The organism is Mitsuokella apri (assembly GCF_047974105.1).
Taxonomy (GTDB): Bacteria; Bacillota; Negativicutes; order Selenomonadales; family Selenomonadaceae; genus Mitsuokella.
In genome coordinates this window covers 379,316-396,393 of the sequence record NZ_JBHYRS010000002.1, presented here as the reverse complement: position 1 = coordinate 396,393, position 17,078 = coordinate 379,316, and the positions used below count along the sequence as shown (strand labels likewise).

The 17,078-nt window shown below is 57.3% G+C and carries 15 protein-coding genes; 13 read left to right on the top strand and 2 right to left on the bottom strand.

The window, feature by feature from the left end:
* Window positions 1-33 precede the first annotated feature (33 nt).
* From ACE419_RS04800 to hslO, 5 genes are all read left to right on the top strand, one after another.
* Window positions 34-693 carry a riboflavin synthase gene (locus ACE419_RS04800; protein WP_435721213.1) on the top strand — a complete coding sequence of 220 codons (660 nt, stop codon included), beginning with the start codon at window positions 34-36 and terminating at the stop codon, window positions 691-693.
* A 77-nt stretch (window positions 694-770) separates the two neighbouring features.
* On the top strand, window positions 771-1,982 hold the full coding sequence (locus ACE419_RS04795; protein WP_295632254.1) for a bifunctional 3,4-dihydroxy-2-butanone-4-phosphate synthase/GTP cyclohydrolase II: 1,212 nt from the start codon (window positions 771-773) through the stop codon (window positions 1,980-1,982).
* Between the two features lie 71 nt (window positions 1,983-2,053).
* Complete coding sequence (ribH, locus tag ACE419_RS04790) at window positions 2,054-2,521, top strand: 6,7-dimethyl-8-ribityllumazine synthase (protein WP_435721212.1); 468 nt, start codon at window positions 2,054-2,056, stop codon at window positions 2,519-2,521.
* 43 nt (window positions 2,522-2,564) lie between these two features.
* Window positions 2,565-3,122: a phosphodiesterase gene (gene yfcE, locus ACE419_RS04785; RefSeq protein ID WP_435721211.1), complete on the top strand. Its 558-nt coding sequence runs from the start codon at window positions 2,565-2,567 to the stop codon at window positions 3,120-3,122.
* A gap of 36 nt (window positions 3,123-3,158) precedes the next feature.
* Window positions 3,159-4,055, top strand: a complete 897-nt coding sequence (hslO, locus tag ACE419_RS04780; RefSeq protein ID WP_435721210.1) for an Hsp33 family molecular chaperone HslO — start codon at window positions 3,159-3,161, stop codon at window positions 4,053-4,055.
* Between the two features lie 84 nt (window positions 4,056-4,139).
* Here hslO and ACE419_RS04775 read toward each other — a convergent pair whose 3' ends face one another.
* Complete coding sequence (locus ACE419_RS04775; RefSeq protein WP_432647628.1) at window positions 4,140-4,610, bottom strand: heme-degrading domain-containing protein; 471 nt, start codon at window positions 4,608-4,610, stop codon at window positions 4,140-4,142.
* Window positions 4,611-4,811: 201 nt separating this feature from the next.
* Between ACE419_RS04775 and ACE419_RS04770 the strand changes: the two genes are divergently transcribed.
* From ACE419_RS04770 to ACE419_RS04735, 8 genes are all read left to right on the top strand, one after another.
* Window positions 4,812-6,032 carry a L,D-transpeptidase gene (locus tag ACE419_RS04770; protein WP_435721209.1) on the top strand — a complete coding sequence of 407 codons (1,221 nt, stop codon included), beginning with the start codon at window positions 4,812-4,814 and terminating at the stop codon, window positions 6,030-6,032.
* 89 nt (window positions 6,033-6,121) lie between these two features.
* Window positions 6,122-8,767: a DNA polymerase I gene (gene polA, locus ACE419_RS04765; RefSeq protein WP_435721208.1), complete on the top strand. Its 2,646-nt coding sequence runs from the start codon at window positions 6,122-6,124 to the stop codon at window positions 8,765-8,767.
* 64 nt (window positions 8,768-8,831) lie between these two features.
* A complete protein-coding gene (mutM, locus tag ACE419_RS04760) occupies window positions 8,832-9,698 on the top strand; it encodes a bifunctional DNA-formamidopyrimidine glycosylase/DNA-(apurinic or apyrimidinic site) lyase (protein ID WP_435721207.1) in 867 nt (288 codons plus the stop codon).
* A complete protein-coding gene (gene coaE / locus ACE419_RS04755) occupies window positions 9,695-10,333 on the top strand; it encodes a dephospho-CoA kinase (RefSeq protein WP_435721206.1) in 639 nt (212 codons plus the stop codon). Before mutM ends, coaE begins: the two co-directional genes overlap by 4 nt.
* Window positions 10,314-10,958 (top strand): lytic transglycosylase domain-containing protein, encoded by a 645-nt coding sequence (locus tag ACE419_RS04750; protein ID WP_435721205.1) that lies wholly within the window; start codon window positions 10,314-10,316, stop codon window positions 10,956-10,958. Before coaE ends, ACE419_RS04750 begins: the two co-directional genes overlap by 20 nt.
* A gap of 284 nt (window positions 10,959-11,242) precedes the next feature.
* Window positions 11,243-12,595, top strand: a complete 1,353-nt coding sequence (locus ACE419_RS04745) for a GspE/PulE family protein (protein ID WP_435721204.1) — start codon at window positions 11,243-11,245, stop codon at window positions 12,593-12,595.
* On the top strand, window positions 12,585-13,721 hold the full coding sequence (locus ACE419_RS04740) for a type IV pilus twitching motility protein PilT (RefSeq protein WP_435721203.1): 1,137 nt from the start codon (window positions 12,585-12,587) through the stop codon (window positions 13,719-13,721). The genes ACE419_RS04745 and ACE419_RS04740 overlap by 11 nt, the downstream gene beginning before the upstream one ends.
* Window positions 13,718-14,983, top strand: a complete 1,266-nt coding sequence (locus tag ACE419_RS04735) for a type II secretion system F family protein (RefSeq protein WP_435721202.1) — start codon at window positions 13,718-13,720, stop codon at window positions 14,981-14,983. Before ACE419_RS04740 ends, ACE419_RS04735 begins: the two co-directional genes overlap by 4 nt.
* Before the next feature lie 26 nt (window positions 14,984-15,009).
* On the opposite strand, the gene nadE is transcribed toward ACE419_RS04735, so the two are convergent.
* A complete protein-coding gene (gene nadE, locus ACE419_RS04730) occupies window positions 15,010-16,902 on the bottom strand; it encodes an NAD(+) synthase (protein ID WP_435721201.1) in 1,893 nt (630 codons plus the stop codon).
* Window positions 16,903-17,078: the final 176 nt, after the last annotated feature.

Sequence of the window (17,078 nt, the reverse complement as noted above, 5' to 3'; positions counted from 1 at the left end):
ATCCGCCGTGTTTCGGAGAGGAGTAAGTAGTACATGTTTACAGGAATCATAGAAGAGCTCGGCACGGTGGAGCGCATCGGCGGCGGCAGTCTCGTCATCGGTGCGAAAAAAGTCCTGACGGACGTGCAGGTTGGCGACAGCATCTCGGTCAACGGCATCTGCCTGACGGTCACGTCGTTTGACAGCCGCCATTTCACGGCCGATGTCATGCCGGAGACCGTCCGGCGCACCTCGCTTGCGGAGCTGCGTCAGGGCAGTCCCGTCAATCTCGAGCGTGCGCTGACGCTATCGTCAAGGCTCGGCGGCCATATCGTCAGCGGCCATATCGATGGCACGGGCACGATTGTCTCGCTGAAGGAAGAGGGCAATGCCATCCTCATGAAAGTGGCCGCAGAGCCTGCCATCCTGCGCGGCATTGTCGAGAAAGGCTCGGTGGCCCTCGACGGCATCAGCCTGACCGTGGCCGCTGTCACGGATACGGACTTCACCGTCTCGCTCATCCCGCATTCGCGCGAGGTCACGAATCTCGGCACGAAGAAGAAGGGCAGTCTTTTAAATATCGAGAATGACATCATCGGCAAATACATCGAGAAGATGATGCAGGGGGCCTATCTGCCCGAAGCGGAGCAGAAAAAGGAGAAAGCTGCAGCGTCAAAACTCACGCGGGCTTTCTTGCTCGAGAACGGGTTTTAAGCAAAAAGCTTCCTTATTATATAGGACAATACAATAAAGAAAACGATAGATAGAATCAAAGAACTGGAGTGAACAATATGTCAGATTTTGCAACGGTCGAACAGGCCATTGAAGATATCAAGAACGGCAAAATGGTCGTCGTCGTCGACGATGAGGACCGCGAGAACGAGGGCGACCTGATTGTCGCCGCGGAGACGGTCACGCCGCAGGACATCAACTTCATGGCAACGTATGCCAAAGGCCTTATCTGCACGCCGATTGACGGCAAGCGCCTCGATGAACTCAACATCAGCCAGATGGTCACGAACAACACGGACAATCACGAGACGGCTTTCACAGTCTCGATTGATGCCTACGACACGGAGACGGGCATTTCGGCGTTTGAGCGCTGCCAGACGGTCAAGAAGCTGCTCGACCCGAAGGCCAAGCCGGCTTCGTTCCGCCGTCCGGGCCATGTGTTCCCGCTGCGCTCCGTCGAGGGCGGCGTGCTGCGCCGTGCCGGCCATACGGAGACGACGACAGACCTCGCACGCCTTGCCGGTTTTTATCCGGCCGGCCTCTGCTGCGAAATCATGGATGACGACGGTCATATGATGCGCACGCCGCGCCTCAAGGAATTTGCCGAGAAGCATGGTCTGCACATCATCACGGTCAAATCCCTCATCGAGTACCGCAAGCGCACGGAGAATTTCGTGCATGAGGTTGCCGATGTCGACTTCCCGAGCAAATACGGCCATTTCCGCATTCATGCGTATGAGAACGAGCTCAACAATGAATGCGACATCGCCATCGTCAAGGGCGAGGTGCGCGGCAAGAAGGACGTGCTCGTGCGCGTTCATTCCGAGTGCCTGACAGGCGATGCACTTGGCTCCATGCGCTGCGACTGCGGCGACCAGCTGGCACTGGCCCTCAAGAAAATCGAAAAAGAGGGCGAGGGCGTTGTGCTCTACATGCGTCAGGAAGGCCGCGGTATCGGCCTCGCGAATAAGATGCGCGCCTATGCGCTGCAGGACCAGGGCCGCGATACGGTCGAGGCCAACGTCGAGCTCGGCTTTGCGCCGGACCTGCGCGACTACGGCATCGGCGCGCAGATTCTCGCGGACCTCGGCCTCACGAGCATCCGTCTCATGACGAACAATCCGGCCAAGCGCGCCGGTCTTGAGGGCTACGGCCTTGAAATCACGGGCCGCGTGCCGCTGCAGGTCCATGCCAATAAGTTTGACAAGCGCTACCTGACGGTCAAGAAAGTCAAGATGGGCCATCTGTTCAGCGATGAGACGCTGAAATAAACGGCAGCGTCAGCAGACTCAGCGATAAAAGTCAATTGACCATAAGAACATAATGTTTAGGAGGAATTCCCATGGCAAATGTATATGAAGGTTTTGTATCCGGCAAGGGCCTGAAGTTCGGCATTGTCGTCGCCCGTTTCAATGAGTTCATCACGAGCAAGCTCCTCGGCGGCGCTCTTGACACGCTGCACCGCCACGAGACGAATGACGATGACATCGACGTCGCCTGGGTGCCGGGCGCTTTCGAGCTGCCGCTCGTCGCCAAGAAGATGGCTGAATCGGGCAAGTACGATGCCGTCATCTGCCTCGGTGCCGTCATTCGTGGTTCGACGACGCATTACGACTATGTCTGCAATGAGGCCTCGAAGGGCATTGCACAGGTCGGCATGCAGACGGGCGTGCCGACGATCTTCAGCGTCGTGACGACGGAGAACATCGAGCAGGCCATCGAGCGCGCAGGCACGAAGGCCGGCAACAAGGGCGCGGACGGCGCGATGTCGGCTATGGAAATGGCCAATCTCCTGAAGAAACTCGGCTGAGGCGCTGTTTTTTCGTAAAGAACAGCAGAAAGAAGGAATTTTTATGAAAATCGGCATCATCAGCGATACGCACGGCCATGAAATGGCCTGGGCGCATGCCTGTGAACGTTTTTTCAAGGGCGCAGACCTCATCCTGCATGCGGGCGATGTGCTCTACCACGGTCCGCGCAACCCGATGAAAGCGGACTACAATCCGGCGGGACTCGTCCAGCGCATCAATGCGTGCGAGATTCCTGTCGTCATCGCCAAGGGCAACTGCGATTCCTCTGTCGATGCGAGCTGCCTCGAGCTGCCGATTGAGGCGCCGTACGCCTATGTCGTCTGGGAAGGCAAACGCATCATCGTCACGCACGGCGACGCCGTCATGACGGACGCGGAAAAAGACGCCATGGCCAAGCACCTCAAGGCCGACCTCTTTATCAGCGGCCACATCCATCAGACCGTACTCGAGAAGCGCGGCAATACGATTTTCCTCAACCCGGGCTCCGCGGCCCTTTCGAAGCGCGCCGACGGCCGCAATACGGTCGCGACGCTTGAGAACGGCAAAATCCGCATCTTCGATATCGATACGAAGGACGTGCTGATGGAACTCGATGTTTAAATTTTAAAAGAAGCTGTTTTATATAGGAAGGAATCTATGAAAGATCATCTCGTAAAAGCGGTGGCGGACGGCGTGCGCGTTTATGCGGCTGTCACGACGAACCTCGTCAATGAGGCCATCCGCCGCCATGACTGCTATCCCGTCGCTGCGGCGGCCCTCGGCCGCACGATGACGGGGGCACTGCTGCTCGCGGCCAATCTCAAGAATCGGGAAGCCCTGACCATCACGTTTGACGGCCACGGCCCCCTCGGCAAAGTCACGGCCGACGCGACGCCTGAGGGCTTTGTGCGCGGTGCTGTCGGCAATCCGCACGTCGACCTGCCCTTAAACAGCAAGGGCAAAATCGATGTCGGCGACGGTGTCGGCACGAACGGCATGGTCACGGTCACGCGCTTCACAGGGCTCAAAAATCCCATCACGGGCAGCGTGGCTATCACGGACGGCGAGATTGCCGACGATTTGACGAAGTATCTGTTCGTCTCGGAGCAGACGCCGTCGAGCGTCGGTCTCGGCGTGCTCATCAATACGGACCTCAGCTGCCTGGCAGCGGGCGGCTTCATCATCCAGCCGCTGCCGGATGCGACGGGCGAAGTCATCGACAGGCTCGAAGCAAACCTCAAAAAGGTCAACTCTGTCTCGCATATGGTCGAGCAGGGCCTCGACGCGAAGGGCATCATCGCCGAAGTCCTGCAGGGCTTCGATGTCGACTATCTGACGACGACGGACCTCGCCTTCCGCTGCCCGTGCTCAAAAGAACGCATCAGCGAAGTTCTCTTAAGCCTCGGCCAGAAGGACCTTGAGAGCCTGATTGCCGACGGCCACGCCGAAGTCTGCTGCCATTTCTGCAACGAGAAATACCAGTTCACGAAGGAAGAACTGCAGGCCATCTACGACAAAGCCATGGCCAATCGCCAGAAAAAAGCACAAGACTGATATTGTAAAATAAAAGTCTCTCCAGCATCCCGTCTTCATGCGGGCTGTTGGAGAGACTTTTTATTTTTTGATGTAAATGATACATCAGTCTTTCTGCTGCTGCAGATAAGCGCGGATGCCGCGGACGCAGAGGTCGTGGTCTTCATCACTCGTAAGGCCGCAGACGGTAATGGAACCCACGACGCCGGCTCCTTCAATCGTCAGGGGGAAGGAGCCGCCAACCGCCTGAAACTGTTCCGGGTCGAGCAGGCTCGCTTCTTCAAATGTCGTGCCGTCGGCTTTAAACATCTCACCTACGTATTTGGATGAATGAAAAAAGCGGTCAACAACGCGTTTTTTCCGGTCGTACCAGTGACCGTTTTCCGGCATCGTGCCGTCCATGAGATGCGAAAAGAGCACGTGGCGGTTCTTTTCAATCTTGATGCCGATGGGGCCTTTGCCTTCTTTTTCGGCCATCTGCACGAAGAGCAGGCCGAGCTTCAGGGCATCGCGGCTCGTGAACGACGGAAAGACGAGTTCTTTTTCCAGCTGCAGCAGGGCTTCACACGTATCCATAGCAATCCCTCCAAATAAAAAAACCTATATTATGAATTTTAAATAATGCCAGACAATTAGTCAAGGACTATCCTGTCATCTTTCTTTTGTAAATTTTTAATGGAAATGTGACTCCTTCATTGCAAAAAACTCGTGAAAATGGTAGTATGTAGAAGTGTGCCGGATGTAGGGCACAAATTCAAAAGAAAAGAGATTTTAACTATGTCTATGTGGAAAAAAGTTTGCGCTGGCATGCTCAGCGCCGCACTCATGACGGGTGCTGCTGGTACGGTCTTTGCTGCCGAGTCGACGGATGAAGTCGTTTCGCTCGTCAATCAGCCGGGTCAGCCGCTCGTGACGACGACGGCTGCGAAGACTGCGACGACGGCCGCTGCTCCGGCCGCCACGACGGCTGCAAAGACGGAAGCACCGGCAAAAGTTGAACTTGCAGATAAACTCGTCATCAACCTCGCCGCCCGTTCGCTCGCTGCCATCCGCGGCAATCAGAAAGTTGCGCTCTATCCAATTGGACCGGGCAAGACGACAACGCCGACCCCGACCGGCTATTACAAGGTCATTGACAAAGAAGTCAACCCGACCTGGACGGACCCGGGCGATGCTTCGGCTTCGATCCCGTCCGGCCCGTCGAACCCGCTCGGCTATCGCTGGATCGGCATTGGCGGCAACTACGGCATCCATGGCACGAACCATCCGGATTCCGTCGGCCACTATGTCTCGAACGGCTGCATCCGCATGCATGAAGAAGATGTCGAGAAAATCTACGACATGGTCGAGGTCGGCACGCCGGTCGAGATCACGTACAACCGCATCGTTGTCGAGAAGACTCCGGATGACCAGATTGCCTATTACATCTATCCGGACGGCTACGGCTGGCAGAATGTCACGGCTGCTGACGTCGACAAATGGCTCGCTGGCTACGGCGTGGCCGATTTCGTAAACGATGCCGATGTCGAGCAGAAAATCGCCGCTTCCGACGGCAATCCGACGTATGTCGCCAAGGTTTATCCGCTTTACGTCAACGGCCAGAAGCTCAAGGGCAAAGCCGTCATCCAGAACGGCATGACGTATCTGCCGGCTGTTGAACTCGCTGAGGCTGACAAGGTATCGCTCGGCTGGAAGCCGGAAGAGAAGAAGCTCATCAGCACGTACGGCGAAGCTGCAGGCTATCAGAAGAAAGACACGCTTTACTGCGATGCCAAGGATGTTGATACGCTCTATCATCTCGAGGGCGGCCTCGACAAGAGCGGCAATTTCTCGCTGAAGAATAAAGCGAAGGCAGCTGAAGCTGCAAAAGCCGAGACGACGGCTGAGGCAGCAAAAGATGTAAAGACTGCTGAAACAAAAGCAGAGAAAGCCGAGACGGCAGCCAAGACGGCTGAAAAGACCGTCAAGGCCGCTGCTTCAGAAGCAAAAGCAAAATAAGCGGCAATATGCCTTTATGTACCGGAACTGGCTTTGAGGCTGGTTCCGGTCAATTTTTCAAATGAGAAGATGCAAAAGGGGGATTCCATGTGAAGCAGGAACAAGCGGCCGGTGAAAAAAAGCAGAAAAAACGATTCATTGTTCTCGATGGCAGCAGCCTGATTTACCGCGCCTTTTACGCACTGCCCGATTTCAATGACTCGCACGGGCAGCCAACCGGCGCCATCTTTGGCTTCTCGAATATGCTGACGAAGCTCATGACGGAGCAGAAGCCCGACCTCATGGCCCTGGCTTTCGATAAAAGCCGCCATACGTTCCGCACGGAGCGCTATGCGGCCTACAAGGGCACGCGCGACAAGACACCGGAAGAGCTCCTCGCGCAGCTGCCGCTGCTGCGTGAATTCGCGGACTGCATGGGCCTGCCCTTCCTTGAAAAAGACAATTACGAAGCAGATGACATCATCGGCACGCTCGCCACGCAGGCGGCAGCAAAGGACTATGATGTTCTCGTCGTCACAGGCGACCGCGATGCGCTGCAGCTCGTGCGGCCGAACCTGCGCGTGTTCTTTACGAAACGCGGTACTTCCAATATTAAGGCCTACGATACGGATGTGTTCAAGGAAGAATACGGCTTTGAGCCCATCAAGCTCATTGACCTCAAGGGCCTCATGGGCGATGCGTCCGATAATATCCCGGGCATTCCGGGGGTCGGCCCGAAGACGGCCGCCAAACTCCTGCTCGAGTATGGCTCCCTCGAAAATGTTCTCGCGCATATTGATGATATTTCGGGCAAGAAGCTCAAGGAGCGTTTGACGGCGTATGCCGAGCAGGCACGCCTGTCAAAGGAGCTCGCGACAATTGAACTGCACGTGCCGGACCTGACATTTGCCGAGGCCGACTATGTACTTAAGCCGGATATGGAAAAGATGCAGTCTTTCTGCGACGCACACGAACTGCGCACGGCCTGGAAGAATCTCCAGAACCTTCTTGGACCGGCGGAAATCACGCTGGACCTCAGCAGTGTCGAAGCCGCTGACCTCAGCTATGAGGAATGGAGCGCGGAGGATGTCCGGAAGGCAGCGGAAAAATCCGTTTATCTGGCAGTTTCGGGTATTTTCAAAGGAGCGGCGCCGTTTGCCTCACTGGAAGGCATGGCAGTTGCGTCCGGTCCTTACGATAAAGAGAGCAAAGCCGGCTTTGTCCGCAAGGGCAGCGAGGCCTTCGAAGCTCTGCTCTCTGTCATGGAATCCGACAAGCGCATTATCGTCTTCGGCCTCAAACGCTATGATCAGGCGGGCATCCGTGCCTATAAGGATTTTGAAGACATCGAGCTTTCCGCGTATCTGTTGGAACCGGAGCGCTCGAAGTACAATCTTGCAGAGCTTTCGCTGAAATATCTGCAGGAAGCCGCGCCGGAAGAATTTGTCGATTCGCACAGCCAGGCCGTATGGGAGGCCGTGACGCTCTGCCGCCTTTACCCCTTGCTCGGTGCAAGACTCGAGGAGGAAAAGCTCATGCATCTGCTCGAGACCATCGAGCTGCCTCTTGTCGAGGTCCTCGCCGCGATGGAACAGAACGGCGTTTACGTCAACCGCGCCCATCTTGCCGAGAAGACACAGGAAGTCGGCGACAGGCTCACGGGCATCGAGCAGGATATCTACACGCTGGCCGGCCATACCTTCAACATCAATTCGCCCAAACAGCTCGGCACGGTCCTCTTTGAGGAACTTGGCCTGCCGGCGCGCAAGAAGACGAAGACGGGGTACTCGACGAATGCCGAAGTCCTCGAGAGTCTGCGTGATGAGCATCCAATTATTGAACAGATTCTTGCCTTCCGCCTCTGGAGCAAGCTCAAATCGACGTATCTTGACGGCATTTCCGCGCTGATTCGCGAGGACACGGGCCGCGTGCACACGAGCTTTAACCAGACGGTCACGGCGACGGGCAGACTTTCAAGCTCGGACCCGAACCTGCAGAACATCCCCGTGCGCACGGAAGAAGGCCGCATGATAAGAGCTCTCTTTGAGCCGGGGGAGGGCTACGATTATCTGCTCTCGGCCGATTATTCGCAGATTGAGCTCCGCCTGCTCGCGCATATGTCGGGCGATGAGAGCTTCATCGATGCGTTCAGGCGCAATCAGGATATTCACGCGCGCACGGCTGCGGAGGTCTTTGGCCTTCCTCTTGATGAGGTTACGCCGGAGCTGCGCCGCCATGCCAAGGCCGTCAATTTCGGCATTGTCTACGGTATCAGCGACTACGGCCTCGCGCGCAATCTGCACATATCGCGCAAAGAAGCGGGCGAATACATCAGCCGCTACTTTGAGCGTTATCCGGGCGTGAGGGACTTTATGGACAAGGTCGTCGCCGAGGCCCATGAGACGGGTTATGTCACGACGATGTTCGGACGCCGCCGCGAGCTGCCGGCCATCAAGAGCCGCAATTTCAATCAGCGCATGCTCGCCGAGCGCATGGCCATGAACACGCCGATTCAGGGCACGGCCGCCGATGTCATCAAACTCGCGATGATTGCGGCTTATCATAAGCTGCAGGCAGCCGGCGTCAAGAGCCGCATCCTCTTACAGGTCCATGATGAACTCGTGCTCGAAGTCAGGGAGGAAGAACTCGAGACGGTCCAGTCCATCCTCAAAGAATCGATGGAACACGTCGTCGAACTTTCCGTACCGCTCGTCATCGACATTCACTGGGGCAGGAACTGGGCTGAGGCCAAGTAACCGTTTTATATGACTTTTTTATGATTTTGTTTGTTGGGAAGTTTGTTGGGAAGAGGGAGCCGTTATGCCGGAACTGCCAGAGGTCGAAGTCATCCGCCGTTATCTCGATACTGCCCTGCGCGGACGTCTCATCGAGGATGTCAGCATCCTGCGGCCGCAGCAGATCGAGCGTCCGGAGCCTGCAGATTTTGTCAGGCTCGTGACGAATCAGGTCATCGAGAGTTTTTCGCGCCGAGGCAAATACCTCTGCATGCATTTTAAGAGCGGCAGCCGCGTGTTTTTTCATCTGCGCATGACGGGCAGCCTCGTTTACGAGCCGTCGGGCAGGACGGACGACCCCTATGCGAGGGTTATTTTTTCCCTGTCGGATGGGGGCCTTTTGGTCTTTGCTGATATCCGCACGTTTGGCAGGCTTTACGGCCTCAGAGCGGACGAACAGGATGCGGTCATCAGGGGACTTGCGTCTTTGGGACCGGAGCCCCTTTCACCGGATTTTTCGCCCGCCTATCTGGAAGCAGCCGTCAAGGGCAGGAAACAGCCCATCAAATCGTTTCTTTTAGACCAGCGCCATGTGGCCGGTATCGGCAATATCTATGCCGACGAAGCCTTGTTTAGGGCGCGCATTTTTCCGGGACGCCCGGCGGCGAGCCTGACGAAGGAGGAATGTCAAAGGCTGCAAAAGGCCGTGCGCAGTGTCCTGCAGGATGGCCTGAGGGACGGCGGCACGACGTTCCGCGATTACCGCAACGGCGAGGGCGGTCATGGACATCATCAGGAGCATCTCTTTGTCTATCACCGCGAGGGTGAGCCCTGCCGACTTTGCGGTGCGCGGATTGAGAAATTTACGCTTGGCGGCCGCGGCACGCATTTCTGCCCGCACTGCCAGCCCCGTCGGACCGCGGGTAAGCGGGAAGGAGAAGACGACAGATGAAGCGCATTGGACTGACCGGCGGCATTGCGAGCGGCAAGAGCACGGCCGCGGCCATTTTGCGGGAGCTCGGGGCGCGCGTGCTTGACGCCGATGCCGTGGCGCATGAATTGACGGCATCAGGACAGCCTCTTTACGAGGCGTATGTCCGCCACTTCGGCCCTGAGGCCGTTTTTCGGGACGGCCGCCTTGACAGAAGGGCGATTGGCCGGCTCGTCTTTTCAAGTCCTGCTGAGAAACGATGGCTCAATGAAACATCGCATCCGCTGATCCGCAGAGCCCTGCAGGAGCAGATGGCACAGGCGGAAGCGGAAGGTCTGCCGGCCGTGGTCCTCGATATCCCGCTGCTCTTTGAGTCGGGCTGGCAGAACCATCTCGATGAAGTCTGGCTTGTCTATGTGCCGGAGAACGTACAGCTCACACGGCTTATGGCCCGGAATGGCTACGGCCGCACGGAAGCCATGAACCGCATCAAAGCGCAGCTTTCTATTGAAGAAAAGAGAAAGCGCGCGGATATCGTCATCGATAATACAGGAAACACAGCAGAGCTCCGGCAGCAGCTCGTAAAACTTTGGCAGCAGTCAGCAGGAGAAAAGCGAGAAGGTGAGAAGGGAAAACATGCAGCTGCATCAATCTGATTTTTTGGAACGCGTACAGAAGGCACGCAGGCGCACGGGCCGCAAATACCTTTATATCCTGGTCAGCAGCCTGGCCTGCCTGGCTTTTGCCATTTACATGGTCTGGTCGTCCGAGTCGTTCCAGCGCCAATATCTTTACCCTTTCCCTTACCGTGATACCGTCGAGGAGTATGCGGACCGCTACCATGTCGACCCGTATCTCGCGGCGGCCGTCATCAAGACGGAAAGCAAATTTCAGGATGGCGTGCACTCGCACCGCGGGGCCATCGGGCTCATGCAGCTCATGCCGGACACGGCGGAATGGATTGCGGGCCAGCTCGATGATAACGCGTATTCCATCGATGCCATCCACGAGCCGGAGCGCAATATCCGCTACGGCATCTGGTATCTGCGTTCGCTGCAGCGCGAATTTGACGGCAATGACGTCTTGGCACTCGCAGCCTACAACGCGGGCCGCGGCAATGTGCAGGCATGGATTCGCGAAAACGGCTGGCCGGCCGATTTTCATGATATCGATGCCATCCCGTATCAGGAAACGCGCGAATACGTCAGGAAAGTCCTGATGACCGAGCGCAAATATCGGGAACTCTATGCTGGCGGACAAAAGGCAGAGAAAGGCCAATAACATGAAATAAGGCAAGCGGACACTGAACACGACAAAAATCCGGGGCAGAAAATGCCTCGGATTTTTTATTGCCTGCTGATTTTGCTTTACACCATTACAGAAAAAATGTATATTTTTGCCTGTATGTCATGGGGAGAAAGCCATTTGCTTATTTTTCTGAAAATAAAGGATTTTGGCGTTTGGGCGCGAAGATGAGCAGTAAGAAACGAATCAAATGAATGAAGCGAACAGAAAGCGTCAGAAGTCGGAAAATAAAAAGAAAGAAGGTCAGATGAGCGAAAGGGGTGCTTTTCTTGGAAGAAAAGGAGATACTTTGGCAAAATCTCGTGCGCGAGGCTGTGCATGAGGTGCGTTATGGCGGCGTGCCGGCGGTCCGGCAGGAAAGAGCGCGGGGACAGGAGAAAAAATCTCTGCTGCAGGCCGGCGGGCTGAGTGCGGAACCGTCATTTTCGAGCATTATCCGGCTGGTGGATTTCATCCTGCAGCAGGCGGCCGTGCTGCAGGCCAGTGACATCCACATCGAACCGCAGGAAAGGAACATCCGCCTGCGTTTTCGCGTCAGCGGCATCCTGCAGGAGGTCATGCAGATGCCCGAGATCATCGGGCAGGCCGTCGTTTCGCGCCTCAAGGTCATGGCCGGCATGGATATCGCCAAAAAGCAGCTGCCGCAGGACGGCCATATTCACCTCGAGACAGCGGGACTCACCGCCGATATCCGCGTTTCGTCGCTGCCGGCTGCACATGGCGAGGTCATGGTCATGCGCCTGATGAATATGTCAGGGAAGCTTCTGAGCATCGATGAACTCGGCTTTGCCGCGCAGGATGCAAAGAAATTCCGCGGGCTCATTCACCGCCCTTCGGGCATGATGGTGCTCTGCGGCCCGATGAATTCAGGCAAGACTTCATCTCTTTACGCAGCCCTGGCCGAGCTCAATACGCCCGACCGCAATCTCGTCACGCTGGAAGACCCCATCGAACGGCTTCTCGCAGGCGTTAACCAGGTGGAGATCAACGCGCAGGCCGGCCTGACGTATGTTGCGGGACTGCGCGCCGTGCTCCGGCAGGACGTCACGGGCATCCTGCTCGGCGAAATACGCGACGAGGAAACAGCGGCCATGGCCGTGCGCATTGCCTTGACGGGGCACCTCCTGATGACGACCATTCATACGGAAAATGCGGTGGCCGTCATCTACCGGCTGCTCGAGATGGGCATTGCGCCGTATCTTCTCGCGGCGACGCTGGCGGGCATCGTTTCACAGCGCCTTGTGCGCAGGCTCTGTCCGCACTGCCGCGAAGTGGATCCGGCAGGCAGGAGGGAAGCGGAATCCCTTCTGCTGCTGGCAGGACAGGAAGCAGGGGGAGGCGCGAACGCAGCGGAACTGCCCGCCATATTCTACCGGAGCTGTGGCTGTGAAATGTGTCACGGCACGGGCTATCTTGGCCGCACCCTGCTCGCGGAAATCCTCGTGCCTGACGATACCGTGCGCGAAGGCATCCTGCAGCGCATTCCGCGGCGCAGGATGGAGGAGCTCGCGCGTCAAAGCGGCATGAAGAGCCTGCTGGAAGACGGCATCAGCAAGGCGGGGCAGGGCGTCACGTCGCTTTCGGAAGTCAGGAGGGTGCTCTATGGCGGCTGAGACGTTGGAACAAAATGGACAAACTCTTTGGCAAAAGCTGCTGGAACGGGCTCTGCAGGATGGGGCCAGTGACCTTTACCTTACGGCTGGACAGCCTGCCTTCCTGCGCAGAAACGGCCTGCTGGAAAAAGTCACTTTGCCGGCAGGGGCCGAATCATCGCAGGCAGATGTGCCGGCCGATGGTGCTGCCCCTGCTTTTGAGGATGCGTTTTTAAAGGATGATTTTATGGAGCAGCTGGCCCAGACGTTTTTGACCGCCGGCCAGCAGCGGGGCTTGGCACGTGGGCAGGAAGTCGACTTTTCGCTGACGTTTGCTGGGCAGCGGCTGCGCGGCAATTTTTATCAGCAGCAGAATCATCTGGCCCTTGTCCTGCGCTTCCTGCCGCAAAAAATTCCCTCTCTGCAGGAAATTCATGCGCCGGCGGCCCTCTATGATTTATTAGAGGCCAAAAGGGGACTCGTGCTCGTGACGGGCAGCACGGGTTCGGGCAAGACGACAACGCTCGCATCCTTTCTGCAGGCCGTGAATGAAAAGCGTGCGGCTCATATTCTGACGCTGGAGGACCCGATTGAATATGTCTTTCCGCCGGCAAAGTGCTTTATCAGTCAGCGCGAGCTCGGGCGGGATTTTTCCTCGTTTGCCGGCGCTCTGCGCAGTGCCCTGCGTGAAATGCCCGACATTTTGCTCGTCGGCGAGATACGCGACCGCGAGACGATGACGACGGCCCTGCAGGCAGCCGAGACGGGGCTTCTCGTGCTCGGCACGCTGCATACGCGCGGGGCAGCCGAGGCCGTGCGGCGCATGGAGAATTTCTACCCGCCTGAGCAGCAGCCCATCGTGCGGGCGGAAATCGCGGAGGTCTTTACGGCCGTTTTTGCGCAGCAGCTCCTGCCGGCGCGCGCGGGCGGCCGCGTGCCGCTCGTCGAGGTCCTTCTGCGTGAGCCCGCTGTCTGCAGCCTGATTCGGCAGGGCCGGTACAGCCAGCTCGAGGGCGCGATGATGAGTCATCAAAGGGAACATATGCAGACGCGCGGCCTCGCACTGCAGAGGCTTTGGCAGCAGGGGCTTTTGTCCGCTGCTGTTTATGAAGAAGTGCGATGCAGTCTCAGAGGAGAAATACTATGAGCTTTTTTATTTATGAAGCGCGCAGCCGCAGCGGCGAATTCTTCGAGGGCTGCGTCGAGGCGCGGAACAAGCGCGAAGCGGCAGGCCTTATACGCAGAAGGGGGCTTTGGATTGCCTCACTGAGACAGAAGGAAACAGAGGCGGAGAACTTTTCTTATGGGCAGCAGGGGCCGCGGGCAGAAAAAGCCAGACTGCTGTCATCGTTTGGCAGGACATTTTGGCATCGGCGGCTGGACAGCAGACTGCGCATCGTCTTTGTGCGGCAGCTCGCGGTCATGCTGCAGACCGGTCTTCCCATCCATCAGGCCCTGCAGATGCTATTGCAGTCCGACGGGGATTCTGCTTATCGCCGCAGCCTGCAAAAGCTGCTCTCCGGCATCATGGCAGGCCGGCCGTTTCACGAAATGCTGCGGCAGCATCCGGAGCTTTTTCCGGCTGCTCTCTGCGGTTTTGTCGAAGCCGGCGAGAAGAGCGGCTCACTCGCGGCGATTTTTGCGAAACTGGCTGCTTTTGAGGAGCACCGCTATGAGGCGCGCGAGGCTCTAAAATCGTCTTTGCTCTATCCCATCGCGCTTTTCGCCGCTTCCATTTTGGCCATCGTGCTCATGGCCGTCTTTGTCATGCCGACATTTGCGGGCCTGCTGCAGGATATGCAGGTCGAACTGCCGTGGCCCACGCGTTTTTTGCTTTTTGCCATGGCTTTTTTTACAGAGCATGGCCTTTTGCTGCTCGCACTGCTGACTGCTGCGGTATGTTTCCTTTGGGGCCTGTGGCAGCAGCCAAAGTGCCGAATTTTCTTTGATCGCTGGTTCCTACGGCTGCCTTTTTTCGGTGCCCTGCAGCAGTACGCCCTGTGGCGGCTGCTTTTCGAGCTCTTGGGGACGATGCTGGAAAACGGCCTGCCGCTGCTCTCGGCCCTGCATATGGCCGAAAAGGTGCCCGCGAATCTTGCGCTGCGCGAAAATCTGCGGCAGATCTGCCGGCAGGTGGAGTCGGGCAAGTCCTTCGCTTTGAGCCTGCAGCAGCAGAAATGCTGTCCCGCCATCCTGACGGAACTCTTAGCGGCAGGTGAGGCAGCGGGCACGCTCGCTTTGATGATGGGCAGGGCCGCATCCTTTGCCGATACCGCCGTCCGGCAGCGCTCTGCGCGCCTCGGCGCCATGGCCGAGCCCCTGCTGATTTTACTCGTCGGCGGCCTCGTCTTTTTCTTCGTGCTCTCCGTCATGCTGCCCCTCTTAACGACAATGGACGCCCTGATGTAGGACGTCCATGCAAAGAGAATATGAAGTTATTTGCTCAGAAGTTTTTTCTTGAGCTCGCGGTAATGGCGCGTGTAGTAGGCGCCGTTCTGGGCCTCGCGGTGGTCGAAGCCATAGGCGCGGCGGCTGACGGCGAGGATTGGCGGGGCCTGGATGCGCTTGGCGATGGCCATGCCCGTGAAGAGGTTCCACCAGCGTTCGAGGTCCTTGATGAAGTCTTCGGCCGTCGGGAAGTATTTCGCGACGAGGCCTTTTTCGCAGCCGAGGTTTTCCTCGACCGTGCCGGCCTCGTACCATGTGAGCAGGTCTTCAGGCGTCGCTTTCTGCCAGCGCTCGACAAACGAGCGGAACAGGAAATCGTGATACGGGTATTTAATCGGGTCGCCCTTGCCTTCGTCGACGTTCTGCGCGGAAGAAAGCTCGGCCGACGGCACGATGTCGATGATGCCCTGCGGCACGACTTCGCGGCCGTAGATGGTATCGTTGAGATAATGGGCGAGGGCGTAGACCTGGAATTTCCAGAGGTCGGCAAGCGCCGCGAGGAAGCCCGACTGGTCGCCGTAGAGCGTCGAATAGCCGACGGTTGTCTCGGCCTTGTTGGCGTTGCAGGTGAAGCCGCCGCCAAACGCTGCGGCAGCGCCGGCAAGCACGCGCGCACTGCGGTCGCGCGCCTGAATGTTCTCGGCGACGAACGACGAGACCTTGAGATGCGACTCCGTGCCCGTCGCGAGGTTGACCATCGGCGTCGTCTCGAGCTGTTTTATCGTGTGGTCGACGGATTCCTGAATCGGCACAATCATATACTGACAGTCGAGGTTGTTCGCGAGCTGCTGCGAAAGTCCCTTCGTCGTCGCGGAGTTGAAGACGCTCGGCATATTGACGAGCAGCAGATTTTCCGGGCCGACAACCTTGGCGTAAAGGGCCGCGGCTACAGCCGAGTCGATGCCGCCCGAGATGCCGATGACGATTTTCTTCATGTGGATATTGGCGAGGAAGTGGCCGATGCCGTAGTGCAGGGCGCGGTAGATATGCGCGATGTCGGGTTCCTCGGCCTCTTTTTCGGCCGGCATGTCCTTCATTTTGGCGAGCGGCAGAATGGTGAGTTCTTCCTTATATTCTGGCAGCGTCTTGACGACAGCGCCGTTTTCATTATAGGCCGTACTCGAGCCGTCGAAGGTGTAGACGGTCTTGCCGTTGTTCTGCAGGCCGATGCAGTTGACGTAGAAGAGCGGCACGCCGGCCTCCTTGGCCTGACGTCCGAACACGCGGTTGCGCTTGTCATTTTTGCCGAGCGTGTACGGCGATGCCGAGATGTTGACGTAGAAGTCGAGCTGTTCCTTTTCTTCGAGCAGTTCAAACGGCGCAAACTCGTAATCGTCGCTCCAGCCGTCCTCGCAGAGTAGGCAGCCGGCGCGGTAATGCTCGCCGCGAATTTTGAGCGTGACCGGCGAGAGCAGCTTGGAAGGCGTCGTGCCAAGCTCGCGCGCGAGCTTCTGCAGGCTGAAGAAATGGCGCGTGTCGTCGAATTCGCGGTAATTCGGCATGAGCGTCTTTATCGTGTAAGGATACGGCATGTTGTCGGGCTGCACGAGCTCGCCGTCGCGCGCGATGAAGAACGCGTTGTACTTGCGCACGCGGCCGTCGTTGTTCTTTTTCTGCCAGTCGACGGCGACGTTGCCGAACATGACCGTGATGTCCTTCGAGGCGGCAATGATGTCGCGGCCGTAGCTTTCGCAGTCGCGCAGGAAAGCCGGCTGCTCCCACGTATCGCCGAGGAAGTAGCCCGGCACGGCCATCTCCGGGAAGATGACGACGTCGGCGCCCTTCTGGCGGGCTTCTTCGATGAAGCGCAGGATTGTGGCGGTGTTCTGGTCTGGATGGCCCGGAATGACTTCCATCTGTGCCATGGCAATGTTCAACAAGTTCAACATCCTTTCCTATATTACAGAAGCAGTGAAAAATATTCATCCTTATGATAGGAGTGTAAACACATGGTCAAAATCGTATTTTCCGAGGTGACAAATTGCAGATTTCTATAGGATTCCCCGGAATTGTATGATATAATGACTAATGTCCAGCTGTATGAAGCAGTGATTTG